Origin of the sequence: Corynebacterium argentoratense DSM 44202, from assembly GCF_000590555.1 — a bacterium.
In the GTDB taxonomy this organism is placed as follows: Bacteria; Actinomycetota; Actinomycetes; order Mycobacteriales; family Mycobacteriaceae; genus Corynebacterium; species Corynebacterium argentoratense.
Window position 1 is genome coordinate 998,087 of record NC_022198.1, and the last position, 26,630, is coordinate 1,024,716.

The following is a 26,630-nucleotide window of genomic DNA, read 5'->3' on the forward strand; positions in this document are numbered from 1 at the left end:
CCCATATAGTAGCGCTGCTGCCTGCGCCACGCTCAACTCAGCTGACCCTCACACCCCAAGTGTGGCCGTTGTCACTTTCGCGTTGACCGCGGGTGGGCAGATCGCATGCCGCCATCCCGACTATGGCGGCGCCAGCGAAACAAGCCACGCGCCACAGGCTAAGGTCTCTAGACGTGAAAAGATTCCAGCACACTGTGCACCGCGTGCAGTCCGTGCGGCAGGTGTTCCAACGCCTCGTGCAGCAGCTAGTGCGTGCGCTGGCATCACTGTCGCTGGGTAAAAAAGTCACCCTAGCTGTTATCGCTGCAGTCGGCGTCTATGCAGTCTTCTTTGTCGACACCCCACCGCTATCCCAGGTGCGCGCCTACGCCGATCAGGCCGACTCGTGGCTGCTTCCCGTCTTTTTCATTCTTTATATAGTCATTACCCAATTCCCTATCCCCCGGACTTTTTTGACACTCAGCTCCGGCATTTTGTTCGGGCCCGTAGTGGGCTGCGTCGTTGCCCTGAGTGCCACCACAATTTCCGGCGGTCTAGCTTTGTGGGGCATCCGAAAATTTTTCGTTAATGACGCCGCGCGCGCCCGCATCAACGGACGCACCATCGACGCGATCAATGCGCGCCTGAAGGCCCGAGGCTGGTTGGCTATCGCTTCGCTCAGGATGATCGGTGCTGTGCCTTTTTTCGTCCTCAACCTCACGGCATCGTTTACCCAGGTGTCCCTCAAGCATTTCGTTATTGCCACCTTCGTCGGCTCGGCGCCGGCGACCATCGCCACCGTTTTCATCGGGGATGCCCTCACTGGTACGGCCAACCCGGCGCTGATTGGCGTTACCGGGGTGCTGCTCACCCTCGGTCTCATCGGGTTGGCTCTGGACTACAAGCTCCCCGTGGCGTAAGGGGGAATCAAGCCGCTAGGATTGACGGCATGTACGCTCTTCACGCCACTTACCGTGGCCACGCCACACGCCGGGCCGAACTGGTTAAACGATCTGCGGTTGCACTCTCCCAGCTGCCAGGTGTCCCAGAAGTGGAAGTGGTCGGGATTGAAGAGATCGCAGCAACGCTCACAACACCCGAGTCCGTTACAGACATCACCATGGCACTGCTAGCCGCAGGCGAATGGGCTATCGGCATTGGTGTTAGCCCCCTCGATACCGTCGCGCAAACTCAAGCGCACAAAATTTTAGGCAAGTCCCCCAAAGCCGCCAAGGTCTACGTTAGCCTCATCGACTCCGCCGAAGGACTGAGCGAAGACCTCGCCGCCACCTTCGAACTGCTGGCCTTCGTGTTAAGCAAACGAACCCCCGAAGGTCGCGAAGCTACCTCGCTGATCCGCAGAGGCCTCACCCAAACCGAAGCTGCCGCAGAACTGGGCGTGAGCAAACAAGCCGTCTCCCAACGCCTCCAAGCCGCAGGGTGGGTGGCAGAAACCCAAGGGTGGCGGCTGGCGGTTCGACTACTATCCCGGGCTACAGAAGATCTTCCTTCCGAATCTCCGGCACAGTAACAAAATCGACCAAACGCTCCACCGCCCCAATCAGGGTCGAATCCAAATCCCTGAAAGAATTCACGGCGGAATACACCCTGTTCCAGCCCTCACGAGTGTCACCCCAACCAAGCCTGTGGCAAATACCAGTCTTCCAATCCTCATCCCGGGGAACCTCCGGCCACTGCTTGATGCCTAGACGCTCCGGCTTGACCGCCGCCCAAATGTCGATAAAAGGATGGCCCGTGACCAACACATGCGGGCCCACCGACTCCGTCAACCGGGTCTCCTTAGAACCACTGACCAAGTGATCAGCCAAAACCCCCACCCGCCGACCCTCCGAAGGACCAAACTCCGCCAAGCGCTCCGGAAGATTATCCAAGCCCTCCAAAAACTCCACCACAACCCCCTCCACGCGCAAGTCATGACCCCACACCTTTTCCACAATCGCGGCGTCATGAATACCTTCGACCCAAATGCGCGACGGGGCCGCAACCTTAGCCTCCACCTGTGCCACGCGGCGGGAACCAGAATTCGAATGCTTCATCGCCTGGGCCAACTGCCGAGCCTGGTCAGTGACATAACGCGTGAGAGTCACAATGCGACCATCGATCATAAACGCACCCTCGCGCAGCTTAAACAGATTCTCCCGCCCATGGCGATCCTCCAAGCGCACAAAATCACCATCATAAGTGCGCTCAAAACCGGTGACCGCCCCAACAAAACCCGTCGCGCGAACCTCAACAACAAGCCCAGGCTCAGCGGGAACCTTCGGATACTCCGTAGGAGATCGACGAGAATGCCCCTTCAAAATGTCGCCACCATAACGATCAAAGCCAGTCATGACTGACTACCTTATCCGCTAGGCTATTGATCCTTATGGATTTCCGCTCACAGGTCTATTCGCCAGCACAAAACATCGCAGTGTGGATCGCCGCCTGGCACCTACACCACACCTCGACAGACAACTTCACCGACGCCATGCTCGCCCTCGGCGGCCCCACCGACCTCACCCTTCTCGCCCGCATTCGCGCGCTTCTTGACGCCGCCCACGCCCAGGCCCCAATGGAACAACCGCTCGTCCGGCTGGCGCTGAGTGGCCCCGGCGACCCCGGCCCCCACGGCGTCATCATTTCCAAAGGAGCACACCCACACGAGGCCCTGCTGCTCAGAGAGGTAGACACCCCGCCCGCATTGGCAGAACTGGACCCGCATCGGTCGGCAGAATGGGATCTGGTCGACCCCGGAGTGCTACCACCGTCCGACTACCTCATGCCCGGTGACGCAGACAGACTACTCGCGCAAGCCACCGCAGTAGCAGCCGACATGATCGAAGCCAAAGGGTTTAGCACCGACGCCCTCCACAACCCTCGACTTACCGTCGGCGCGCTAAGCGACTTCTACGACACCCCAGGCCTGCCCGACGCAACCCCCGGCAGAGCCGCCCAGCTATTCGCCCGCGCGGACCGCGTCGCAGCGATCATTGAAACCGTCGGCGATCGCATGGGCGAACACAGCGTCGACACAGAACTTATCCCGCTGTGGCGACACATCCGCCGAGCGCGCATCACAGGCGTCGAATATGCTGCCCGCGACATGCGACGATACGCACGGCCCTAAGTTCGTGCCCCGGCGTCCCGCACTCCGGCTAAGCGCCAGGCCTAGCCCCACCATGGGCAGCCGGTCGCTTCCTCGGGGCACAGCACCCCTGTGCGCACGGCTCACCATTAGCCCTACACCCGCGAAGCGCCGGAACCCCACCAGGAACATCCGAGGCGCCGCCAGGTCGTGTGCTATCAACGCGTGCAACGGGGGCCCCGCACTCCAGCTCCTCCAGCAAATCCACAACCATCGCCGCGAAATCAGCCGTTGGACCCGCCGTTCGGGTACGCACAATATCAATATCGAAATCGGCGGCCTCCTGCTGCAACTCCGAATCCAAATCCCACACCACCTCAATATGGTCTGAGACAAAACCAATCGGGCACACAACCGCAGCATCAACGTCCCCATGGATCGCCGCAATATGATCCACCACATCAGGATCCAACCACGGCACATGCTCAGGGCCCGACCGGGATTGCCAGACCACATCGTAGAAACCGTCAGCAGCGTGCGCACCAACAGCCGACGCGGCGTCATCAATCGGAGAAAAACCACAGCGCTGGGCAACCAACTCTGAGGCATAACGGATCTGGGAAGAATACAAGGCGCCGTCGGAATCCACACCCGACGATCGATCCGCGGACAAAGGGATGGAGTGGGCGGTAAACACCAAACGAATACGATCGCCGCGCCCGTGAGCACGCACCTTCGCTAAGGCCTCATCCACCGCGTCGACCATCGCATCTATATACCTGGGGTGGTCGAAGAATTGCCGCAACTTCACCATCTGAACGCCCTCGGCTAGGCCGCGCTGCTCCAGGTGCTGCATACAGCGGGCGATATCTTCGTGATATTGCCGACAACCCGAATACCCACCCCACGCAGAGGTCGCGAACACAGCAATCCTGCGGTGGCCGGCCGCCACCATCTGCTCCACCGTATCCTCAGCGAAAGGGTGCCAGTTGCGGTTGCCGAAGAAAACCGGCAGATCACGCCCCCGAGTGTGAAGCTCCTGCTCGACATGGTCGATAATTTCGCGATTGAGGGAATTCAAAGGACTCACTCCGCCGAAGTGGTGATAGTGCTCCTCCACCTCATCCAGGCGCTCAGGTGGGATACCCCGACCCCGGGTGACATTTTCCAAGAAAGGCCGCACGTCCTCGTGGCCTTCAGGGCCACCAAAGGATAAAAGCAGCAGTCCATCAAAAGGATGATTGTCCACTGGGTCGATAGTGTGCTTTTCGGGCATGTATAGCACTGTAGCCCGCTGCAAACGCAACGGGCTACTAAGGATGACCGAGCTAACTGACCTCGATGTGAAAAACCGGCCGAGAGCTAGATCATTCGCACAACGTACGGGCTCATACCGCCCCAACGAACCGGGCTGATCTTCACCGTAGAACCGGACTGGGGAGCCTCGATCATCTGCCCATCACCAAGGTAAATAGCGACGTGGTTTTCAGCATTCGGGCCGTAGAAGATCAGGTCGCCGCGCTGCATATCGCTGGGCGATACCTTAGTTCCCCGCTGGTACTGGTAGCCGGTGTAGTGCGGAAGCGAGATACCCGCAGCTGCGAAAGCGTAGAGAACCAGGCCAGAGCAGTCGAAGCCGTACTTGTTGTAGTCGCCGTGAGCATCAGCCACTCCACCGTCTCGAATACCGAGGGTCGGACCGTTGGCGTCGCCACCACCCCAAGCATAAGGAGTGCCTAGCTGCGACATTGCCCGGTTAATGACAGCCTCGATTTTCTCGTCTCGGCTGCCAGACACAACCTGGGTTGTTGCGGCAGTGATGTCGCGTGCGGTTTGAGGCGCCTTGTTGGTGCCTTCAGTGATCTGGTCGAGCAGATTAATCAGGCCACCGATGACGTCGTTGTCGCCGTCGGTTGTGCCTTCGGTGGTCTGGCTGACAGTGTCACCCGTAGCAGCATCGTTGCCTGCGGTCGGCTGCTGCTGTGCCGCGACAACCGCATCGGCGGCCTCTTCATCCGTCGGGTATGGGTTATCCAGCGCGGTGTGGTTCGGGGCGGTCGCAGCGATGACTGCTGCGGCGGCGGCGCTAGCGGCAGCAGCTGCGGCTTCGCGTGCCTGCTGGGCTTGCGCTTCGGCTTCTGCGCGCTGCGCGGCCTCGGCCTCGGCGCGCTCAGCCTCAGCCTTTTTGGCTGCTGCTTCCTCGGCCGCCTTGCGTGCAGCTTCTTGGGCCCTACGCTGTTGCTCGAGCTCTTGGGCAGAGGGGCCCTGCTCGTTGCCTGTCGCCGGTGCCTGGGGAGCTGTGGCTTGTTGAGCAGCCTGCGTGGCTTCCTCAGCGGCCCGTGCGGCGGCTGTGGCTTCCTGTTGAGCCTGCTGTGCTTGTTGCTGTGCTTGGTCGGTGGCTGCTGCAGCTTCGCGTGCTTGCTGCTCGGCCTCCGCACGTTGCTGCTTGGAGCGTTCGTAGTCCAGGTATTCCTGGCGTTGGCCCTCTAGGGTGCTGACAGTTCCGCGGGCGGAATCAAGCTGGCTTTGGGCACTATCGCGTCGCTCGACGAGTTGCTGGCGATGCGCTTGCTTTTCTTGGAGTGCGGCACCGTTGGTTTCGATCGCTTGGCGTGCGTGTGCCTCTGCGTCGGCGGCTTCCTGCTCGCGCTGCTCAGCAACCTTGCGGGCTTCGCGAAGTGCTGATTCATTGTTGGCTTTCTCGGTGCGCAGGCGATCGAGCTCGGCGATTGCTGCGCGTTGCTTTTCGGTTTGGACGCGCAGGAAGGTTTGGCGGTCCAGGCTGTCTTCGCTGTTGCGGGAGCCGGAAATCTCTCCGATGGGAGCGCCTGTTCCACCGCCACGGTAGGCCGTCCGTGAAATTTCATCGAGGGTGGCCTGGGCCTTGGTCATCTTTGCTTGCGTATCGTCAAGCTCGGCGCGCGCTGCCTTAGATTCCTGGCGGGCGCGTTCGGCTGTTGCTTGGGCATCGTGAAGATCGACCAACGCTTTATTCACCGCTTCGCGCAGGCCGCCCATTTCGTTTTCGAGGCGCGCGATGTCAGCTTCGGTTTGAGACAATGACGTCGCGAGCGATGCAACGTCGGAAGAGCGCGAATCGACGTCGTTGTGGGCTTGGGCGATGTGTGCGTCGTTAGGGTTGGTCGGCTGTGCATACGCAGGCAGGCTGGTCGCACTGAGGGCGACCGATAGCGTGATTGCGGTGAGCATCCGACGGCTGTTCTTAGTGTGCTTGTTGACAAAGCGGTCAGCGTGGCGGGCGCGTGGGGTGCTATCAGCACGGTGCGAGGCGAAAAGCACGAAAAAGCTCCTGCGGTAGACAACGAGAGGTAGTCAAGGCCGGTGGCCTGACCTAAGTGTTCACTCGCACGAGTGGAGACACGCAGGAAAGCTTCCCCACTTACCTGAAGTGTAGTGCATGGACTTGACTGGAGTGCTTGCTGCATCCCATTCAATTCAACTCAACTCACACGAGTGAACAGTTAGAACCTTATGCCACTTAAGTAACAGCAGCCCCTTTGAGTATCAGGTTTAACGTGGGGTGATAGCCCTTTAGTGCACAGTTTTTCGAAAACGCATGCGTGTGACCTGCACTGTTCGACACGCCGTAAAAAGTTGTGATCTTTACTACATAATAGAGTTGCAACGGTGCAATTTTGGAGATGTGTCCCCGATATACATATTCGGACCCTAGGCGGAGAAGCTGGAAATCGCTACTGTCCATCAAGTGTGGAAGCTTGACTAATTAGTACTGTCCCGGAGGCGCTCCCATGTGAAAGCTGCTGAGGTGACAAGTGCGGCCGCGACGGCAATGCAGGCGTTAATTAAAGGCCATGGGGTTGACTGGTGGCTGAGAGTGTCGATGAATGCCTGAAGTCCGGTGGATAACTCAGGGTGTGAAAGTAGTGCGCGCTGGGCCGTTTCCAAATCCGCCCGAGAGTAGGCGTCGGACACCACGGCTCCGGAACCGGGCGCCCTGACGATGATGATGTCCTGCGGAGCTTTTGTGGAAAGTTCCTGGGCGATGTCGCGTAGATCTGCTGTCATCCCCGGAGTTTGGTCGAGATAGACGACGCCGATGTCCCCCACCGGCGAACCCTCGGCCAGTGGGCTGATCTCATTTTTAATTTCCACTGGATCAATACCTGACGCCAGTGAAGGGTCGAGGTCAACCGCAACGTTACCCGACTCTAGCTGTTGGGCAAGGTCGTCAACATTAACGAAATCGGGAATCATGGTCTTGATATTAGGAACTCCCCCGCATTTATTTATGCGACACACCCCATGGCACCCCCAAAATTAAGCAACAGAACGCTCGTACTGTTATATTAGTTGCAGGACGCACGCAAGGCCCAGCCCAAGTAGCCTCGCGTGCTGAAACCGTAACAACTACTGCACCTACATAGGAAGTGGAGCTAACAACTATGACTGCTAGCAAAAACTCCTTCAATGCCCTGAGCACCCTTGAGGTTGGCGAAAAGTCCTACGACTACTACGCCCTCAACGCTGTTCCCGGTATGGAGAAACTCCCGTACTCTCTCAAGGTTCTTGGCGAGAACCTGCTGCGCACCGAAGATGGTGCCAACATCACTGCTGAGCACATCGAAGCTATTGCCAACTGGGACGCATCCGCTGAACCCAGCATCGAGATTCAGTTCACCCCGGCACGTGTCCTTATGCAGGACTTCACCGGTGTTCCTTGTGTGGTCGACCTGGCAACCATGCGTGAAGCCGTCAAGACCCTTGGTGGCGACCCCGACAAGGTTAACCCCCTGAACCCCGCAGAAATGGTCATCGACCACTCCGTGATCATCGAGGCATTCGGCTCCGAAGACGCTCTGTCCAAGAACGTTGAAATCGAGTACGAGCGCAACGAAGAGCGCTACCAGTTCCTGCGTTGGGGCTCTAAGGCATTCTCCAACTTCCGCGTCGTTCCCCCGGGAACCGGCATCGTCCACCAGGTCAACATTGAAAACCTGGCACGCGTCGTCTTCGACAACCAAGGTCTCGCATACCCCGACACCTGCATCGGTACCGACTCCCACACCACCATGGAAAACGGCCTCGGCATCCTGGGCTGGGGTGTTGGCGGCATTGAGGCCGAAGCAGCAATGCTTGGCCAGCCCGTCTCCATGCTGATCCCCCGCGTCGTCGGCTTCAAGCTCACCGGTCAGATCCCCGCTGGCGTCACCGCAACCGACGTCGTTCTTACCATCACCGAAATGCTCCGCCAGCACGGTGTTGTCCAGAAGTTCGTCGAGTTCTACGGCTCCGGCGTTAAGGCTGTTCCGCTGGCCAACCGCGCCACCATCGGCAACATGTCCCCGGAGTTCGGCTCCACCTGTGCCATGTTCCCGATCGACGAAGAGACTACCAAGTACATGCGTCTGACCGGCCGCTCCGAGGAGCAGGTCGCACTGGTCGAGGCTTACGCCAAGGCTCAGGGCATGTGGCTGGACGAGAACACCCCCGAAGCCGAGTACTCCGAGTACCTCGAACTCGACCTCTCCACCGTGGTTCCCTCCATCGCTGGTCCGAAGCGTCCCCAGGACCGCATCCTGCTGTCCGAGGCCAAGGAGCAGTTCCGCAAGGACCTTCCCACCTACTGCAGCGACGAAGTTGTTGAAGACGAGTCCCCCGCCGCTATTCGCATGGGTGCTGAAGGCGAGGCCCAGGATGACAACGAGAACCTGGCCCCCAACTTCAACTCTTCCCGCGAAGGCCACGGAGAGTCCGCAGCTGTAGGTGCAAAGGGCCGCGCATCCAAGCCGGTCGTCGTCAAGTCCCCCAACGGTGGCGAATACACCCTGGATCACGGCATGGTAGCTATCGCTTCCATCACCTCGTGCACCAACACCTCCAACCCCTCCGTGATGATCGGCGCAGGCCTCATCGCACGCAAGGCAGCAGAGAAGGGCCTGAAGGCAAAGCCGTGGGTCAAGACCATCTGCGCCCCCGGCTCCCAGGTTGTCGACGGCTACTACAAGCGCGCTGACCTCTGGAAGGATCTCGAGGCTCTGGGCTTCTACCTCTCCGGCTTCGGCTGCACCACCTGCATCGGTAACTCCGGTCCCCTGCCCGAAGAGATCTCCAAGGCCATCAATGAGCACGATCTCACCGCAACCGCAGTGCTGTCCGGTAACCGTAACTTCGAGGGCCGTATCTCCCCCGACGTGAAGATGAACTACCTCGCGTCGCCGATCATGGTCATCGCCTACGCTATCGCCGGCACCATGGACTTCGACTTTGAGACCCAGCCGCTCGGCCAGGACCAGGACGGCAACGACGTCTTCCTGACCGACATCTGGCCCTCCACTGAGGAGATCGAAGCCACCATCGAGCAGGCCATCTCTCGCGAACTCTACGAAGCTGACTACGCTGACGTGTTCAAGGGCGATGAGCAGTGGCAGAACCTCCCCACCCCCGAAGGCAAGACCTTCGCATGGGACGAGAAGTCCACCTACATCCGTAAGGCTCCCTACTTCGATGGCATGACCATGGAAGTTGCGCCCGTCAAGGACATCAAGGGCGCACGCGTCCTAGCCAAGCTTGGCGACTCCGTGACCACCGACCACATCTCCCCTGCTTCCTCCATCAAGCCCGGCACCCCCGCCGCGCAGTACCTGGATGAAAACGGCGTGGCACGCAACGACTACAACTCCCTGGGTTCGCGTCGTGGTAACCATGAGGTCATGATGCGTGGCACCTTCGCCAACATCCGCCTGCAGAACCAGCTCGTTGACATCGCTGGTGGCTACACCCTTGACTTCACCAAGGATGACAAGCCTCAGTCCTTCATCTTTGATGCTTGCGTGAACTACAAGGAAGCCGGCATCCCGCTGGTTGTCCTCGGCGGTAAGGAATACGGCACCGGTTCTTCCCGTGACTGGGCTGCTAAGGGCACCAACCTGCTCGGCGTGAAGGCCGTCATCACCGAGAGCTTCGAGCGTATCCACCGCTCCAACCTCATCGGCATGGGCGTCATCCCGTTGCAGTTCCCCGCTGGCGAGTCCCACGAGTCCCTCGGCCTGACCGGCCACGAGGTCTTCGACATCGAAGGCATCGAGGAGCTCAACAACGGCACCACCCCGAAGACCGTTCACGTTACTGCGACCAAGGAAGATGGTTCCACCGTCGAGTTCGATGCGGTCGTCCGCATCGACACCCCCGGTGAAGCTGACTACTACCGCAACGGCGGTATCCTTCAGTATGTGCTTCGCAACATGGCTAAGGCCTAAAGCCTGTGCCTGACACGGCGTCATAGATCATTGTGACGCCGCACCTCCCGCCCACCACTGCGCCACATGGTGTCACTGGTGGGCGGGGTGCTTTATCAACCAGTCACTAGTCGAGGAGAATGGCAGTGCCAAAAGTCAGTGACGCCGACCTAAACCAGCGGCGACATGACATTCTAGAAGGCGCCCGCCGCTGCTTTGCCGAATACGGCTACGAAGGAGCGACCGTCCGCCGCCTCGAAATCGCAACGGGTAAATCCCGAGGCGCAATCTTCCACCACTTCACGGACAAAGAAAACCTCTTTCTGGCCCTTGCGCGCGAAGACGCAGCCCGAATGGCTGAAGTAGTTGCCGGTGAAGGCCTCGTCGAGGTTATGCGAGACATGCTCACCCACCCTGAGCGCTACGACTGGTTGTCCACCCGACTAGAGATCACCCGTTTGCTGCGAACCGACGCAGCTTTTTCCGCACGGTGGCGCGAGCATCAGGCTGTCCTTGATGACGCCGTGAGGGTTAGGCTGCAAGCAAACGCCGCAGCCGGCCGCATGCGCGACGATGTTCCCGTAGGGGTGTTGCAGGTCTATTTGGACACCGTCATGGACGGTTTTATCTCCCGCCTCGCCTCTGGTGAAAACACCAGTGAGCTGGTGCAAGTGCTCGACCTTGTTGAGGATTCAGTTCGCCGGCATTAATGGGGCACTGTACGGGGTTAAGGCTCCTGCCCCACCTGTAGACTGCTTGGTATGCGATCATTCTTGCTAGTGTCACCACGCCACGGACAAACCATTGCTGCAGCGGAACACCGCGACTTTCTCACCGCCGCTGGTTTAGAACCCGAGGAACTAGACCAAGTAATGATCGACACCGCACAGGCAGAGCTACCTGACCTGTCTGGCTACGATGGCATCTTTGTTGGCGGTAGCCCTTTTAACATCAGCTCGCCCGAGTACGGCGAAGAACAATTGCACGTTCACGAATTGCTCGCCGAACTGATCGACAGCAAGACTCCCGTCATGTTCGTCTGCTTTGGCAACGGCCTCATCGCGCACCTCGACGGAGGAGCAGTGGGACACACCCACCCAGAGTCTGCCGGCCCAACCACCGTGGAGATCACCCCACTGGGGGCCTTGGACCCTCTGTTACGCGATATTCCCCAGACCTTCACCGCTTTAACTGGCCATACCGAAAACGTCACTGTGGTGGGAGCTCACTCGGTCGTTCTCGCTACCGGTGAAACCTGCCCTGTGCAAATGGTTCGCGCCAATGACACAACGTGGGCATGCCAATTCCACGCAGACATGGATGCCATTGCGATGAAAAACCGCATGGATTTCTACAAAGACTACGGCTACTTCAGCCCTGAAGCCTACGACAGTATCGTGTCCTCGCTGCCCGAGATCGATACCACCCACGCCAACCAGATCCTGCGAAACTTTGTTCGTTACTGCACCACTTAAACCCTAGAGACCTCACCATGCGCCCCTTCCTTCTTTTATCCACTCGGCCCGAAACTCTGGCAGCTGAGGCTGAATACGCGTCTTTTGTCGACTGCCTCCACATCGCCCCGTCACAGTTGGAACAGCGCAGGGTCGATCAGGCACCTCTAGGCGATGTGTGTCTCGAGGACTACGCAGGAGTTATTTTGGGCGGAGGCCCGTTCAACAACACCGACACGGATAAGTCTGATCTTCAACGCCGCGTTGAAGCCGACCTCGCGCAGCTCGCAGCCCAGTTGATTGAGAAAGACTTCCCTACTTTCGGTGCTTGCTATGGGGTCGGAATCATTGGCACAGCGATAGGTGCTGACCTTGATAGGGCCTATGCGGAGGAACCCGCTGCAGTGCCTATCTCCTTGACCCCCGAAGGACTGGCAGACCCCTTGTGTGAGGGGCTGCCTCCAGAGTTTCACGCACTGGTCGGGCACAAGGAAAATTGCTCCTCCTTGCCACAGATGGCCACCGTGTTGGCGACGGGACAACAATGCCCGATCCAGATGTTTAAAACTGGTGACAACGTCTACGTCACACAGTTCCATCCCGAGCTCGACCATGACAGCTTCGCACAGCGGCTAGATATTTATGAAGACGAAGGCTACTTTGACCCGACAGAAAAGCGTCGGATCAATAGCCAAGCTGCGCGCTACGCTGTCGACACTAGCGCACGCCTACTACATAATTTCGCTACCCGTTACATGCCTTGGAGGTAGAGTTTCGCTGCGAGATGCTGGGCGGGCACGCCGAGGTAGCCGATAAGCCGTTTCGGCTTTGACACCGCGTATACGTAGCCTCTCACGGCACCTCGCTTGTCCATTGACACGGCGAAGCATTCTTCGCCTTGCTCTGGGTGCTTGTTGGTTGTGCCGTAGCTGAAACAAGCCCACCGGTGCTCGATACGCTCGACGTCCAAAATGATGCACTCAGCATGAACAGGGCCGATATGTAGATCAACAATGCGCCCTGAGCTGTCTTCACTGAGCTCTGTAGCGTCTGCCCGGAGCAAAGGAAGGCTGTTGTGCATCCGCCAAGAAAAGATGTTCCTAACTGCCTCTTCCCAACGCTGCGGGCCGTAGCCCAGCATCTTCGAGTGTTTCAGCGTGAGAAAACCGCTCGGCAATTGAGTCCGGCTAGTGCTAGAAGACACAGATTTGGCTTCGATGCCAAGAGCCTTCTTGAGAAGGGATAGTGCACTGCCTCTTAGGGACTCGGGATAGCTTAACGATGGGGGCAAAGGCGCCATGTGGCCACCTTACCCCGTTAATGACAGTTGTCTACGCCTTTGAGGCAGCTTAGGGTTGGTATTGGGGCAATGCGTCTAGGTCTTGGGATCCGAGAGTGCCGCAGCTGTCGTCCTTGGTCTTCCCCAAGTGATATGCCGCGACAGCTAGAAGTCCCCACACGACCGCGAGGTAGACGAGCATCATGACTAGTGCTGTAGTACTCATTGTCTAGGACTCCTTAGCGAACTCGGGTTTGAGCTGCATGTGTTCTGCATCTGCTTGAGGGTCTACAAGATGCTGTCCGAACGGGGCGCCCTTGCCAGTCAACGGCACACCGAAGTCACCGGCAGGAGGACCATCGACGATGGTGCCTCGAGGCCACGGGATTCTCGACAAGCCAAAGGCACCCAGATATAGCATCAACCCGAGAATCCAGCCGAAGATGACGACCTTGTGGCTGGCGTAGCCGCCGTAGCCTTCGATCAACAGTAGGCGGACTTCCAGGATAAATGTGATGCCTAGGATCAGTGGCGTGATCACCGTCAGACTGAAATCCCACCAACGGCCAAGCTGGAGGGAAGATACGGCGTTGACGTGAGAGCGTAGTTCGGGGGTTCGTTTGAGCACCCACCCAATGGTGACGGTGGAGATCACAGCGATGAGTACGATGCCCAAGACATTGACGAACTTGTCGACGATATCCAAGGAGCCTAGGCCAGTGGTGACGGGGAACAGCACTAGAGAAGGAACTGCGCAAGCCACACCGACAGCGATGGATGCCGTACGACGTTCGAGACGGAACTTGTCTTGGAAGCTGGAGACGACAACCTCGACGATGGTGACCAGCGAGGTAAAACCAGCGATAAACAGGGAGCCGAAAAACAGCACGCCAAATAGGGGGCCGCCAGGCATTTGGTTAATAATGGTCGGGAAGGCGATGAACGCTAATCCAATTCCTGAGGTTGCGACCTCATCAACCGCAACACCGGAGGTGGAGGCCATGAAACCGAGGGTTGAGAACACGCCGATACCGGCCAAGACTTCGAAACCGGAGTTGGATAGTCCGACGACGGTGCCCAGGCCCGACAAGTTTGAACGGCGCTTGAGGTAGCTAGCTTGCGTCATCATGATGCCGAAGGCGATTGCCAGAGAATAAAAAATCTGCCCATAGGCTGCCATCCACACAGTCGGGTCGGCTAGTGCCGACCAGCGTGGGGTAAAGAAGGCTTCGAGCCCTTCACCTGCGCCTGGTAGAAACAGAGAGCGCCCAACCAGAATGAGGAATAGGACGATCAAAGTGGGGACGAAGACGCTCGAGAGCATTCCTGTTCCCTTGCGAATGCCCAGAGCCATAACCGCGACGATGAGAACCCAGATCACTGCCAGGGTGATGGCGATGGGCCACACCACGGTCGTGGAATTGATGGATTCATTATCGGCATGGAGAAAGTCTCCGACGAAGAAAGCCTCGGGATCTTCGCCCCACGCAAGTTTGAGCGAAAACCAGGTGTAGATCGTAGACCAAGCAAGAATCACTGCGTAGTACACGGCGATGATGTAGGTGATGATCGTCTGCACCCAACCGATGGCCTCGGTCCGGGCGGAGATACGCCTCCACACCAGTGGTGCGGAACCACGGAAGCGGTGCCCGAGCACATAATCCAGTACGAGAACTGGAACGCCTGCGGTTATAAGAGCGACAACATAGGGCAACAGGAATGCTCCGCCGCCGTTGTCGTAGGCGATGTACGGGAAGCGCCAAATATTTCCAAGACCGATCGCGGAGCCTATAGCAGCGAAGAGGAACATGCTGCGCCCGGTCCACGTTGCACGCGCAGGTGCCTGGCTCATAGGGGTTGTCCTTTATTAAAGAATGTTCAATCACTGACCTGGGGCGGTAGCTCGACTAGAGCCCCAGACGTTGTTGAACTTATCAGACCAACCGGTATGTCTTCTTATTGGGTCGACAGATAAGTGAGCGCCCATGTCTTAGGCTAGTTCCACGATCTCCATGTAGTCGTCATTCCACAGGTCTTCAACGCCGTCGGGAAGTACGATTACTCGTTCGGGGTCGAGTGCGCGCACAGCGCCCGGATCGTGGGTGACCAACACGACGGCGCCCGTGTACGAGCGCAAGGCATCAAGGACCTGTTCACGCGAGACGGGATCCAGGTTGTTCGTGGGCTCGTCGAGCAACAGTACGTTCGCGCGCGAGGAAACCAAGGCGGCCAACGCAAGACGGGTTTTCTCACCACCGGATAGGGTGCCGGCGGGCTGTTCAAGCTGCTCGCCTGAAAACATGAATGCGCCCAGGAGGCTACGCAAGTCCTGCTCCCCTGCATCCGGGCAGGCGCGGATCGTGTTCTCCCACACCGACAGTTCGCCATCGATCGTGTCGTGTTCCTGAGCGAAGTACCCAATTTTCAGCCCATGGCCACTGACGATTCCGCCCTCGCCGTCTGTTCGTTCCACGCCTGCCAACAGCTTGAGCAGGGTTGTCTTACCCGCGCCGTTGAAGCCGAGAACCACGACTCGCGAGCCTTTGTCGATAGCTAGGTCTACACCCGCAAACACTTCCAGAGAGCCGTACATTTTGGTCAACCCGGTCGCATTGAGTGGCGTTTTTCCACAGGGTGCGGGTTCGGGGAAGGAAATATGCGCCACCTTGTCCGCTTGGCGTAGATCATCGGTGCGCTCCACCATTTTTTCTGCCCGGGCCAGCATCTGCTTGGCTGCTGCAGCCTTGGTGGCTTTCGCCCCAAGCTTGGCGGCTTGTTGGCGCAGCGCTGCGGCTTTCTTTTCGGCGTTGGCGCGTTCGCGGCGTCGGCGTGCTTCGTCGGTTGCACGGGCGTCAAGATATTTTTTCCAGCCCATGTTGTAGATGTCTGCCTCGCCTCGCACGGCGTCGAGGAACCACACTTTGTTGCACACTGCCTCGAGCAGTTCCACGTCGTGGGAAATCATGATCAACCCACCCTCGTGTTTTTTGAGGAATTCCCTCAGCCAGGAGATTGAGTCTGCGTCAAGGTGGTTGGTTGGCTCATCCAGCAGCAAGGTCGTTGTGGATTTTCCGGAACCTTGTGACGCCGCGAAAAGGATCCGCGCCAGTTCAACGCGACGTCGTTGTCCGCCCGAAAGGGTTTTGAGCTGCTGATCCAGAATCCTCGCTTCGAGCCCCAGGGCATCGCAGATGCGGGCTGCTTCGCTGGAGGCTTCGTAGCCGCCGAGCGCGTGGTATTGCTCTTCTAACCGGGAGTATTTGCGGATGGCGGCGTCGCGTTTTTTGTCATCGCTGGTGGTTTCCATGATGGCTTGTTGGCGATCCATCGACGTCATGATTTGGTCCAGGCCGCGGGCCGACAGCACTCGGTCTCGGGCGGTGACTTCGATGTTGCCTTCCCTGGGGTCCTGCGGCAGATAGCCGATGTCGCCGGAGCGGATGACGGTGCCTCCGTAGGGTTCGCCCTCCCCCGCCAAAATACGCATCGTGGTTGTTTTACCAGCACCGTTGCGCCCAACTAGCCCGATGCGGTCGCCGGGCTGTACCCGTAACAGTTGTCCAGGGGCGTTGAGCAATGTTCGGGCGCCGACGCGTACTTCGAGGTCGTTGGTGACAATCACAGGGTGCTACTCTACCGCGTGCTTTTAGGGTTTGCGGATTGAGGCACCAAACACCACTGCGGCGATGAGTAGGCACATTCCTCCGATGCCAATGAGCAGGCCGCGTAGCCAGCTTCCTTGTGGCTCAGTGGTTGCGCTGAGTTCGGCGGCCGCAACTGTTGTGGCGGCGGCATCATCATTCGGTGTGCTTGATGACGTCGCGTTGGTTGGTGTTGCAGCTGTGCCTGCCGGCTTCAGTGGCGTGACCGGGGGTGCCGAGAGGATAGGATTTGCGGGTTTCACCACCGGTTTGGGTGCGGCGGTGTGTGGCATAGACACGTCCTTATTGGAAATAGAGAAAGCCTTATTGAAAGGGGATTTGATAAGATGACGGGCCGAATTTTAGACATTCGCACATTGTTGCCAATAGAACCGCTACTGCTTACCCCCGGTTTTTGAACACTAAATGAAAATCCCCGCGTTGTAAGTAGCCGCACAGGTGCTAAAAGAACCCGGCTGCGGCAGCGCACTACCCCCGGTTATAGTCACACCATGGACAGTGCACCACAGGCCATACCGCAACAACAGCCGGTCCCCGACCTGACAAAGCCCTATGACCTGGTGATCATCGGGCTCGGGCCGGCGGGTTGCATGCTGGGATCACGCGCAACCCACGCCGGCCTCCGTGTCCTCGGAATCGACCCCATACCACAATGGAATAACACCTACGGCATATGGGACTACCAGGTACCACCATGGCTGCCCACCGACGGCGCATCCTCAACACCCGCCCGCGTGCACGCCAACGGCACATCACGCAAGCTGCCCGGCCGCTACCTGATCCTCAACAACCAATGCACACGGTCACGCTTGATCACCTTCGACACCATTGCGGTCCAGGCGACAATCCTCTCCCCCACCAGCGTGCGCGTGGCAGGACACAACATCACAGCGCCCATTGTCGACTGCACTGGCGCAACCCACGAACAGCCTAGTGGCGGTGAAACGACAGTCGTCCAGCAAGCCTACGGCCGAGTGTTCACATACCTGCCCAAACACGAGGACAACACACGCTGGATGGACTTCCACACGCCCTGGGCACACACCCCGCACGACGAACCCCCACACAGCACCGAGACCTTCGGATATGTCGTGCTCACGCCCCAGGGCCTACTGATCGAAGAAACGCTGCTCTTGGGTGCACCCACCACTTGGAAGCAACTAGAGCAACGACTTCACGCACGAATCATCGATGTGCTCGACATCCCCCACCCCACACCCGACGGGCCGGTCGAAAAAGTATTCATCCCCCTGCACACCCCTCTGACTGACCGCACGCCCAACGGAGTGCTGGCCTTTGGAGCGCGGGCGGGATTCATTGACCCCATGTCCGGCTACAGCCTTGCAACCAGCGCACACTACGCAGACGCCTACGTTCGATGGTTGATGGACCACCGCGACGTCATCACCCAAGGACACAAACCAGCAGCACCAGTACCCTGGCTGGTTGCCTCCGCTCGTGCAACAAGGGCGCTGAGGCGTAGCTGCGCATGGGTCATGGGCATCCTCGGGACCTATGGGCATCAATTGGAACTCGTCCAGGCATCACTGCTGTTGCCTGGACGACAATTCAAGGCCTTCATGACGCCGTGGGTCTCCCCGTGGCGCTTTGCGAGCCTGCTACCGCTCGTACTGCTCAAGCTGGTCACAACCCGCATCAAGGCACGGCGGGGAACTACACGCTAAAGCCCAAGGCGCGCAGCTGCTCGCGACCCTCCTCAGTGATCATCGCGGGCGTCCACGGGGGCATCCACACCCACTGCAGCGTGAGCTTGGTGGCTACACCGTTGCCCACAACAGCAGCCTCTGCCTGGTCCTCCAGGACATCAGTCAACGGGCACGCCGGCGAGGTAAGCGTCATGTTGACGACGGCCTCCGTGCCATTTTCAATCCAGATGTCGTAGACCAAACCGAGATCAACAACATTGATACCCAGCTCCGGATCAATGACATCGCGCATGTACTCTTCCACGTCGCTCGCGCGCGCAAGATCCTCAGGTGTTTGGGTGTCGGGGCGTTCCCGCAGCTCCTTGGGCTGGGCGTCTGAATCTTCGGTGGTGTTTGTGGGTTCTTCCGAGGTCATGGTGCTCCTGTGAAAAGTAGATTGTAAGAAGGGGGCTATTGTTCGTCGAGTGCTTCTGCCGTGGCAGCCTGGAAGGCTTTCCACCCCAGCAGTGCACACTTGACTCGCGCTGGGTACTGCGCAACGCCTGAAAAGGCCACGCCGTCGCCGATCAGATCTTCATCGCCCTGTTCCTTGCCGCGGGAAGTAATCATCTTCTCGAACTCCGCGAGTTTGGCCATGGCCTCTTCCACAGGACGGCCGATGATCTCCTCAGCCATGACAGAGGTCGATGCTTGCGAGATCGAGCACCCCTCGGCGTCATAAGAAATGTCTTCAACTGTTGTGCCGTCCTTGGAGAGGTGCACGCGAAGTGTCAGTTCGTCGCCACAGGAGGTGTTGACGTGGTGCACTTCGGCGTTAAAGTTGTCCCGAAGGCCGGCATGTTGTGGGTGCCGGTAGTGATCAAGGATGACCTCTTGGTACATCTGCTCAATGTTCACCGAAGAACTCCTTTGCTTTCCTGACCGCGGCAGCAAGCCTATCGACTTCCTCACGCGTGTTGTAGAGGTAAAACGACGCCCTGGCGGTCGCTTGTGCTCCCAGAGTACGGTGCACGGGCCAAGCGCAATGGTGGCCGACGCGGATGGCGACTCCCTCGGAGTCTAAAATTTGCCCCATGTCGTGAGGATGCACACCTTCCAGCAGGAAGCTGACAGCGCCACCCCGCAACGTCATGTCCGTAGGCCCAACGATACGCACACCGTCGATAGCTGTGAGCTGCTCAATGGCGTAGCTCACCAGCTGGTGCTCGTGAGCGCTGATGGCATCCATACCGATGGAGCTCAAAAACCTCACCGCAGCGCCAAGAGCGACCACCTGGCTGTTCATCTGGGTGCCGGCTTCGAAACGCTCCGGAGCCGGTTGATAGGTGGAATGCTCCATACGGACGATTTCGATCATGCTTCCCCCGAAGGTAACCGGAGGGAGCTTGTCACGCAACTTGGGCGCGATGTAGCAGACGCCGATGCCGGTGGGACCACACATCTTGTGCCCGGAGAAAGCTCCGAAATCTACGCCGAGTTCCGCGAAGTTAACGGGCATGTGCGGCACGGATTGGCAGGCGTCAAGCACGGTGAGTGCCTGGGGTGCTTCGCGCTGAACCTTGTCCATCATCGCGGCGACGTCAGTGATAGCGCCGGTGACGTTGGATTGGTGGGTGAAGGCAACCACCTTGACGCTGGCGTCGAAGGCCAGGGAGTCAAGGTCGATGCGCCCGTCCGCGGTGGCGCTCAACCAGCGTAAAGTCGCTCCCGTACGCCGTGCTAGTTCCTGCCAGGGTACTAGGTTGGCGTGGTGCTCAAGTTCGGTCACCACTATGGTGTCGCCCGGCCCGACCGCAAGGGGGTTGGCGGCAGTGGCGTCCTGCGTGCGGCTCGCTTTCTTGTCACCTGAACGGGAGTCGCTAAAGAAATAGGCGATGGTGTTCAGCGCTGCAGTGGCGTTGCTGCAGAAGGAAATGTCCTGGCTGCTGGCGCCGACAAATGCAGCGATGTCCGCACGTGCTTGTTCGTACGCATCGGTTGCCAATTCTGCTAGCTGGTAGGCGCCGCGGTGAACCGGAGCGTTGGTTCCCAGCACGAATTCCTCTTCGGCCTTCCACACTGACCGTGGGCGTTGTGACGTCGCGCCCGAATCAAGGTAAGCGAGCGTCTGGCCGCCGCGCACGCGTGTGCTGAGGATCGGGAACTCCTCCCGGATGGCGGCGGTGTTGAGGCTGCCATCCGGAAGAGTGAACGCTGGGGTGCTCATGCTACTTGATGAAGCGATCGTAACCGTGTGCCTCGAGTTCGTCAGCAAGTTCGGGGCCACCAGAGGTGACGATCTTGCCGTCGGCAAACACGTGGACAAAGTCGGGGTGGACGTAGTTAAGGATGCGCTTGTAGTGGGTGATCATCAAAATGCCTCCGTTTTCGCGTTCCTTGTAACGGTTGATGCCCTCGGATACGACACGGAGCGCGTCGACGTCCAGACCGGAGTCGGTCTCGTCCAATACGGCGAACTTTGGCTTCAGGAGACCAAGCTGCAAAACCTCGTGGCGCTTCTTCTCGCCACCGGAGAACCCTTCGTTAACGCTTCGCTCAGAGAAAGACTTGTCGATGGAAAGCTCCTCCATTGCTTCGCGAACTTCCTTAACCCATTCGCGGAGCTTGGGAGCTTCGCCACGGATTCCGGATGCTGCTGTGCGCAGGAAGTTAGCCATGGACACGCCGGGTACCTCGACGGGGTACTGCATAGCGAGGAAGAGACCAGCACGGGCACGCTCATCGACATCCATGTCGAGAAGGTTCTCGCCGTCGAGTAGGACTTCACCCTCGGTCACTTCATACTTGGGGTGGCCGGCGATGGTGTACGAAAGGGTGGATTTGCCGGAGCCGTTGGGGCCCATAATGGCGTGAGTTTCACCAGAGTTGATGGTGAGGTTGACGCCTTTGAGAATTTCTTTACCTGCTTCGTCGTCGTTGGTGACGACCTTTGCGCGAAGGTTTTTGATTTCGAGAGTGCTCATGTGTGTTTCCTTATGATCCCAGTGAATGAATGTATCCGTTAGCGCTGCGTTGAGCGCGAATGCGTTTACAGCTCCGTTTGTTCGAGTTCTTCAGCAATTCGGCTTTCGAGTGCATCGCGTATGGCCGGCACCGGGATGCGGCCAATGACCTCAGAGAAGAAGCCACGAACGATAAGTCGGCGGGCTTGCTCGCTAGTGATACCGCGCGACAGCAGGTAGAACAGCTGCTCGTCATCAAATCGTCCAACGGTCGCGGCATGGCCAGCACCAGCAATTTCGCCAGTTTCGATCTCCAAGTTGGGCACAGCGTCTGCGCGAGCACCCTCGGTGAGGACAAGGTTGCGGTTGACCTCGTAGGTGTCGGTGCCCTGCGCATTGGAGCGGATAAGGACATCGCCCACCCAAGAGGTTCGGGCGCCCTCGCCTTGCAGCGCGCCCTTGTACATCACGTTGGAACGGCAGTTGGCGACAGCGTGGTCCACTAGCAGGCGCTGTTCAAAGAACTGCCCTGCATCGGCGAAGTACACGCCGAGCATTTCCGCATCTCCACCGGGCTCGGTGAAGCGCACAGAGGGAACGAGTCGCACCAGTTCCCCGCCGAAGCAGGCGACATTGTGGCGGAAGTAAGAATCGCGGCCAAGGACAGCCTTCTCGCCGGCGAGGTGCACGGCGTCATCATTCCAATCCTCGTGCACAACAACGGTCAGACGAGCATTGTCGCCCACCAGGTATTCGTGGTTGTCAGCATGGGTACCGGAACCAACAAAATGAAGGTTGACGAACGCCTCGGCGCCCTCCTCCACGTCAATGGTTAGTGCACCAAAGGAGGTCACACCGTCCCCGCGCCCCGTGACAGTAATGGTGATGGGCTCGTTGACAACCGCGTTCTTCTTCACGGTCACCAGCGTTGCCTTCTCGGCAGCAGTCCACGCCTGTGCACCAACGCGGTCAACCGCGCCGCCGGCACGACCAATCCGATCGTCATCGACCGAGACGCGCTCGACAGTGACGTCGGCGCCTTCAGGAACATCCACCGCGACGTCAGGACTGACAGCTTCGGCAAAAGTGCCATCATGAAGGCCGCGCAGGGAACGCAGGGGTACAAAGCGCCACACCTCGTCGCGTCCCTTGGGCACATCAAAATCTTGGACGTCGAAAGAGGTGAAGAGGTCACCCTTGTTGTTGTGGTACGTGGCGTTTTTCACCGGCATGGTGATTTCAGTTTCCTGCATGGTTCTTAGCCCACCGATCCTTCCATCTGCAGTTCAATCAGGCGGTTGAGTTCCAGCGCGTACTCCATTGGGAGCTCCTTAGCGATAGGCTCCACGAAACCACGAACGATCATCGCCATAGCTTCGTCCTCGGGGATGCCTCGGCTCATTAGGTAGAACAGCTGATCTTCAGACACCTGAGAGACAGTAGCCTCGTGGCCAAGAGACACGTGATCGTTGCGGATGTCGTTGTATGGGTAGGTATCCGAACGTGAGATGTTGTCAACCAGCAAGGCGTCGCACTCAACGTTCGAGGTCGAGTGGTGGGCATCCTTGTTGATCTGAACCAACCCGCGGTAAGCGGCGCGACCGCCACCACGCGCAACCGACTTCGACACAATATTCGAGGAAGTGTGCGGTGCCATGTGCACCATCTTGGCGCCGGTGTCCTGGAATTGGCCTTCGCCGGCCATCGCAACAGACAGCACCTCGCCCTTGGCATGCGGACCAGTCATCCACACAGCGGGGTACTTCATCGTCACCTTGGAACCAATGTTTCCATCGACCCACTCCATGGTGGCGCCCTCTTCGCACTTGGTACGCTTAGTCACCAAGTTGTAGACGTTATTCGACCAGTTCTGGATGGTCGTGTAGCGGCAGCGACCGCCCTTCTTCACAATGATCTCCACCACGGCGGAGTGCAAAGAATCAGACTTGTAGATCGGCGCCGTGCAGCCCTCGACGTAGTGGACGTAGGCGTCCTCGTCAACGATGATCAGGGTGCGCTCGAACTGACCCATGTTCTCGGTGTTAATGCGGAAGTACGCCTGAAGAGGAATGTCGACGTGGACACCCTTAGGAACGTAAATGAAAGAGCCGCCAGACCACACTGCGGTATTCAGTGCAGAGAACTTGTTGTCACCTGCGGGAATGACCGTACCGAAGTACTCTTTGAACAGTTCCTCATGCTCGCGCAGCGCGGTGTCGGTATCGACAAAAATCACGCCCTTTTCTTCCAAATCCTCGCGGATTTGGTGGTACACGACCTCAGACTCGTACTGTGCTGCGACACCGGCGACAAGGCGCTGCTTTTCAGCTTCCGGAATACCCAACTTGTCGTAGGTGTTTTTAATGTCCTCGGGAAGTTCTTCCCAGCTGGTGGCCTGCTTCTCAGTGGAGCGGACGAAGTATTTGATGTTGTCGAAATCGATGTCCGACAAGTCGGCGCCCCAGGTGGGTAGCGGCTTCTTATCGAAGATGCTCAGAGCCTTCAAACGGGTGTCAAGCATCCACTGTGGTTCGTTCTTCTTGGCGGAAATGTCAGCTACGACATGAGCGTTGAGGCCTCGTTGGGCGGAGGCACCAGCGATGTCTGGGTCATGCCAGCCGTAGTTGTATGCACCAATTGACTGGATAATTTCCTCGTCAGTTTTTGGCGCGTCCACAGTTGTTTGACTCTGAGTCATCGTCCGCTCCTTTCAAGTGTGTTAAGTGTTTGTATCCGAATGTGTGACGGTGTCGCCTTCAGCGTCCGAACAGCAGTGCTCTCGAGCGCGTGAGTGAACGACTGTCAAGGGGATGTGCGTCGTACAAATGCCATGGCCTCCCGCGATGGAAGCCAGAGGCTGAATGTGCGTGCCGAGCAGTTCAGCAATCACATCGTGCTCGGCCTCGCAGAGCTCAGGGAACTCCGCTGCCACTGCCGAAATAGGACAATGGTGCTGGCATAACTGCACACCGTTGTTGGTGTCGCCGAGCGAAGCTGCGTAGCCATGCTCAGCGAACTTGTCGACGAGGGCCCGGGCTGTGGCCAAAGTCGACTCCCTATGCGGGGCGGTGTCGTGGGCTAGCTCGCCCACTATATCCTCCACTCGGCTGCGAGCGAAGGCATAAATTGCGTCAGATCCACCGACTTCACGCAGCGAACGCAACGCCGCTGCCGCCAGTGAATCGTAGTTGTGACCAAAGTGGGCTCGCCCTGCATCGGTCAGTCTAAAAAGCTTTGCAGGTCGACCCCTGCCGCGGCTACGGCCGACCCCACCGTGTGGGGCCCGTGGGTGGAAGAATTCTGCAGAGCCTTCGTCAACAAGGTTGTCCAGGTGGCGACGGACACCTGCGGCCGAAAAGCCGAGTTCATTTCCGATGTCCGCCGCGCTCAAAGGGCCACCATGGAGCAACAGGAGGAGGATTTGACTGCGGGTGTTGGTGTGCGCCGAAGCGGACGAGGAAACATGGGTACTACCCATGCTGTCGCCCTGCATGTTCGCGTTGTTCGCGCTCGTATTCACCTGCTTCAAAGATCCTCAATGCTCAAGGTGTGAAAACCCGTCGGGGGACGGTATCGGAAAATTAGACAACACCAGTGTTCCTTAATTCTTTATTTCGCGCCAATTGCCCAGTTGAGAGCGAAATTCTATACACTAGTGCGGGTGAGCAATTCCCCCCTGCAGCGCGCCTGGCGCTATCTTCAACGCGACCTCCCCTCATTGGGAGCCTTGGGTTCGAAGACCTCCACGCTGCACGTGGAAAACCGACCTGCGGCTCCCACAACACCTCCTACGCGAGGCTACCGGGACCTCACCATCGCAGAAACTGTTCGCTTCAACATTTTGCGCTGGTTGGGTACCGTCGGCGCCTTGCTGATTGGGCTTGGTGGGCTGGGAGCAGGGGCGTTACCTGTCGTTGACAACAGGTACTGGAGGTTCCCCGGAGGGAGCATCATGGGTCGGCTGCTGCAAACCTCATCCATGGTGACCATGGTCGGCGTCGGGTTCCTGGTGACAGCATGGTTGCTGGCCATTCCTTTCGTAGGTGTGGCGTTGACGACCGCAGACAAGATTCGCCCTCGCGCATCGAAGTCATTAGTCAAAAGAACGTTTATCACGTGGGTGGCGCCAATTATTCTTACAGCGCCATTGTTCAGCCAGGATGTTTATTCATATTTGGCCCAGGGCTCAATAGCAGCTCAGGGCCTAGACCCCTACTCAGGAGGCCCCGCCGACCTATTGGCTGTAGATAACCCGCTCGTTCGCTCGGTGCCTTACATTTGGGCCCACTCCGGTTCCCCCTACGGGCCCGTGGCTCTTGGCATCGCCGAAGCAATATCTCGGGTAACACATGATCACATTGTGGCCGCGGTGTTCGTCCACCGATTGGTGTCCATCGTCGCGATGGTTGTCACCGCGTGGGCATTGACCCGGTTAGCAAAGCGCTGTGCCGTCAGCGCTCAGGCTACTTTGTGGTTGGCCATTCTCAACCCGCTAGCGCTCCTACACCTGGTTGGCGGTGTGCACAATGAGACCATCATGCTCGGGTGCGCACTCGCTGGTTTGGAATGTGGGTTGCGTGGCATCGACCACCTCAAAATGGGTCTTCGGCGCAACGCTGTGCTCTGGCTCGTGTGCGGCTCGGCACTGATTTCATGCGGCGGAATGGTCAAAGTCACCGGCTTCATTGGGCTCGGATTCCTTGGGATGGCCGTCGCCCGCGTGTTACGTGCCCGTGACGTACCGCAATGGCTGGCCTTGTCTGGCGCTGCCGTATTCGAGGCTGTGTGCTTGGTTGCTTCAGTGGCTCTGGTTACCGGTGTGACGGGCATTGGGACCGGGTGGATTAGTGGCCAGGGCGGTGCTGCAACCATCCGCAGCTGGATGTCGATGACAACCAACGCCGCCGTGGGGGCCGGAACCTTGGGAATGCACCTCGGCCTCGGGGACCACATTGATAGCATCGCAATTTTCACCCGAGGCGTGGGCATGGCTGTCGGGGCGGCGCTGACCCTCCGACTACTTATTGCGACCTACCTCGGAAGAATCCACCCCCTGGGCGGTCTCGGCGTGTCCACGCTGGTCCTCGTTGTACTGTTCCCCGTAGTCCACCCCTGGTACGTGCTGTGGGCAGTGGTTCCGCTTGCCGCATGGGCGAACCGGCCGGTGTTCCGCATCCCCGTTATTGTCTACTCGGCTTTAATGAGCTTCTTCGTCCTCCCCAGAGGTTTGGCGCTCCAACCCGGCACCGTATTGAGCATCTATCTCGGTGCGCTTCTGGTGTACCTCAGCTTTATGCTGTGCGCCTGGTGGCTGTTTCGCAAGATCCTGGCCTAAACTGGTC

General features: G+C 58.6%; 25 protein-coding genes. 9 read left to right on the top strand and 16 right to left on the bottom strand.

The genetic code is table 11. The features are described from left to right. Positions 1–173: 173 nt before the first annotated feature. On the top strand, positions 174–899 hold the full coding sequence (locus tag CARG_RS04800; protein WP_052331900.1) for a TVP38/TMEM64 family protein: 726 nt from the start codon (positions 174–176) through the stop codon (positions 897–899). Positions 900–928: 29 nt separating this feature from the next. Further along, complete coding sequence (locus tag CARG_RS04805) at positions 929–1,510, top strand: MarR family transcriptional regulator (protein ID WP_020976278.1); 582 nt, start codon at positions 929–931, stop codon at positions 1,508–1,510. Here the strand turns inward: CARG_RS04805 and CARG_RS04810 are convergent. Next, on the bottom strand, positions 1,473–2,333 hold the full coding sequence (locus CARG_RS04810) for a DUF3097 domain-containing protein (RefSeq protein WP_020976279.1): 861 nt from the start codon (positions 2,331–2,333) through the stop codon (positions 1,473–1,475). The two genes, CARG_RS04805 and CARG_RS04810, sit on opposite strands and share 38 nt — an antisense overlap. A gap of 35 nt (positions 2,334–2,368) precedes the next feature. Between CARG_RS04810 and CARG_RS04815 the strand changes: the two genes are divergently transcribed. After that, on the top strand, positions 2,369–3,109 hold the full coding sequence (locus CARG_RS04815) for a hypothetical protein (RefSeq protein ID WP_020976280.1): 741 nt from the start codon (positions 2,369–2,371) through the stop codon (positions 3,107–3,109). Positions 3,110–3,137: 28 nt separating this feature from the next. On the opposite strand, the gene CARG_RS04820 is transcribed toward CARG_RS04815, so the two are convergent. The 3 genes from CARG_RS04820 to CARG_RS04830 all read right to left on the bottom strand — a co-directional run bounded on the left by CARG_RS04820 (position 3,138) and on the right by CARG_RS04830 (position 7,303). Continuing rightward, complete coding sequence (locus CARG_RS04820) at positions 3,138–4,343, bottom strand: ferrochelatase (protein ID WP_020976281.1); 1,206 nt, start codon at positions 4,341–4,343, stop codon at positions 3,138–3,140. Between the two features lie 86 nt (positions 4,344–4,429). Beyond that, positions 4,430–6,367 (bottom strand): DIP1281 family NlpC/P60 protein, encoded by a 1,938-nt coding sequence (locus tag CARG_RS04825; protein WP_020976282.1) that lies wholly within the window; start codon positions 6,365–6,367, stop codon positions 4,430–4,432. Positions 6,368–6,808: 441 nt separating this feature from the next. Then, positions 6,809–7,303, bottom strand: coding sequence for an Rv1476 family membrane protein (locus tag CARG_RS04830; RefSeq protein WP_020976283.1), 495 nt, complete (start codon positions 7,301–7,303; stop codon positions 6,809–6,811). Between the two features lie 188 nt (positions 7,304–7,491). On the opposite strand from CARG_RS04830, the gene acnA reads away from it, so the two are divergent. The 4 genes from acnA (at position 7,492) to CARG_RS04850 (ending at position 12,508) form a co-directional block, all read left to right on the top strand. Further along, positions 7,492–10,305 (top strand): aconitate hydratase AcnA, encoded by a 2,814-nt coding sequence (acnA, locus tag CARG_RS04835; protein WP_020976284.1) that lies wholly within the window; start codon positions 7,492–7,494, stop codon positions 10,303–10,305. Positions 10,306–10,430: 125 nt separating this feature from the next. Continuing rightward, positions 10,431–10,994, top strand: coding sequence for a TetR/AcrR family transcriptional regulator (locus tag CARG_RS04840; RefSeq protein ID WP_041747455.1), 564 nt, complete (start codon positions 10,431–10,433; stop codon positions 10,992–10,994). Between the two features lie 51 nt (positions 10,995–11,045). Further along, complete coding sequence (locus CARG_RS04845) at positions 11,046–11,759, top strand: glutamine amidotransferase (RefSeq protein ID WP_020976286.1); 714 nt, start codon at positions 11,046–11,048, stop codon at positions 11,757–11,759. Positions 11,760–11,776: 17 nt separating this feature from the next. After that, positions 11,777–12,508, top strand: coding sequence for a glutamine amidotransferase (locus CARG_RS04850; RefSeq protein ID WP_020976287.1), 732 nt, complete (start codon positions 11,777–11,779; stop codon positions 12,506–12,508). On the opposite strand, the gene CARG_RS09635 is transcribed toward CARG_RS04850, so the two are convergent. The 5 genes from CARG_RS09635 to CARG_RS04870 all read right to left on the bottom strand — a co-directional run bounded on the left by CARG_RS09635 (position 12,490) and on the right by CARG_RS04870 (position 16,951). Beyond that, positions 12,490–13,038 carry a DUF1990 family protein gene (locus tag CARG_RS09635; RefSeq protein WP_020976288.1) on the bottom strand — a complete coding sequence of 183 codons (549 nt, stop codon included), beginning with the start codon at positions 13,036–13,038 and terminating at the stop codon, positions 12,490–12,492. The genes CARG_RS04850 and CARG_RS09635 overlap by 19 nt on opposite strands. Positions 13,039–13,087: 49 nt before the next feature. Continuing rightward, positions 13,088–13,243 carry a methionine/alanine import family NSS transporter small subunit gene (locus CARG_RS09850; RefSeq protein WP_020976289.1) on the bottom strand — a complete coding sequence of 52 codons (156 nt, stop codon included), beginning with the start codon at positions 13,241–13,243 and terminating at the stop codon, positions 13,088–13,090. Positions 13,244–13,246: 3 nt separating this feature from the next. Then, positions 13,247–14,869 (bottom strand): sodium-dependent transporter, encoded by a 1,623-nt coding sequence (locus CARG_RS04860; protein ID WP_020976290.1) that lies wholly within the window; start codon positions 14,867–14,869, stop codon positions 13,247–13,249. A gap of 138 nt (positions 14,870–15,007) precedes the next feature. Beyond that, complete coding sequence (locus CARG_RS04865) at positions 15,008–16,639, bottom strand: ABC-F family ATP-binding cassette domain-containing protein (RefSeq protein ID WP_020976291.1); 1,632 nt, start codon at positions 16,637–16,639, stop codon at positions 15,008–15,010. A gap of 24 nt (positions 16,640–16,663) precedes the next feature. After that, the gene (locus tag CARG_RS04870; protein WP_020976292.1) at positions 16,664–16,951 is read right to left on the bottom strand and encodes a hypothetical protein; all 288 of its coding nucleotides are present in this window, start codon (positions 16,949–16,951) and stop codon (positions 16,664–16,666) included. A 219-nt stretch (positions 16,952–17,170) separates the two neighbouring features. On the opposite strand from CARG_RS04870, the gene CARG_RS04875 reads away from it, so the two are divergent. Beyond that, positions 17,171–18,364, top strand: a complete 1,194-nt coding sequence (locus CARG_RS04875) for a lycopene cyclase family protein (protein ID WP_041746991.1) — start codon at positions 17,171–17,173, stop codon at positions 18,362–18,364. Here CARG_RS04875 and CARG_RS04880 read toward each other — a convergent pair. From CARG_RS04880 to CARG_RS04910, 7 genes are all read right to left on the bottom strand, one after another. Further along, positions 18,354–18,761 carry a metal-sulfur cluster assembly factor gene (locus CARG_RS04880; RefSeq protein ID WP_020976293.1) on the bottom strand — a complete coding sequence of 136 codons (408 nt, stop codon included), beginning with the start codon at positions 18,759–18,761 and terminating at the stop codon, positions 18,354–18,356. The two genes, CARG_RS04875 and CARG_RS04880, sit on opposite strands and share 11 nt — an antisense overlap. A gap of 35 nt (positions 18,762–18,796) precedes the next feature. Then, positions 18,797–19,243 (bottom strand): Fe-S cluster assembly sulfur transfer protein SufU, encoded by a 447-nt coding sequence (gene sufU / locus CARG_RS04885; RefSeq protein ID WP_020976294.1) that lies wholly within the window; start codon positions 19,241–19,243, stop codon positions 18,797–18,799. After that, a complete protein-coding gene (locus CARG_RS04890) occupies positions 19,233–20,552 on the bottom strand; it encodes a SufS family cysteine desulfurase (protein ID WP_020976295.1) in 1,320 nt (439 codons plus the stop codon). Before CARG_RS04890 ends, sufU begins: the two co-directional genes overlap by 11 nt. 1 nt (position 20,553) lies before the next feature. Continuing rightward, complete coding sequence (sufC, locus tag CARG_RS04895; RefSeq protein ID WP_020976296.1) at positions 20,554–21,309, bottom strand: Fe-S cluster assembly ATPase SufC; 756 nt, start codon at positions 21,307–21,309, stop codon at positions 20,554–20,556. Positions 21,310–21,374: 65 nt separating this feature from the next. Then, on the bottom strand, positions 21,375–22,541 hold the full coding sequence (sufD, locus tag CARG_RS04900; protein WP_020976297.1) for a Fe-S cluster assembly protein SufD: 1,167 nt from the start codon (positions 22,539–22,541) through the stop codon (positions 21,375–21,377). Positions 22,542–22,546: 5 nt separating this feature from the next. After that, on the bottom strand, positions 22,547–23,986 hold the full coding sequence (gene sufB, locus CARG_RS04905) for a Fe-S cluster assembly protein SufB (RefSeq protein ID WP_020976298.1): 1,440 nt from the start codon (positions 23,984–23,986) through the stop codon (positions 22,547–22,549). A 21-nt stretch (positions 23,987–24,007) separates the two neighbouring features. Beyond that, positions 24,008–24,781, bottom strand: coding sequence for a helix-turn-helix transcriptional regulator (locus CARG_RS04910; protein ID WP_390886788.1), 774 nt, complete (start codon positions 24,779–24,781; stop codon positions 24,008–24,010). 168 nt (positions 24,782–24,949) lie between these two features. On the opposite strand from CARG_RS04910, the gene mptB reads away from it, so the two are divergent. Continuing rightward, entirely contained in the window at positions 24,950–26,623 is a 1,674-nt protein-coding gene (mptB, locus tag CARG_RS04915; RefSeq protein ID WP_020976300.1) for a polyprenol phosphomannose-dependent alpha 1,6 mannosyltransferase MptB, read from the top strand. The last annotated feature ends 7 nt before the right edge of the window (positions 26,624–26,630 follow it).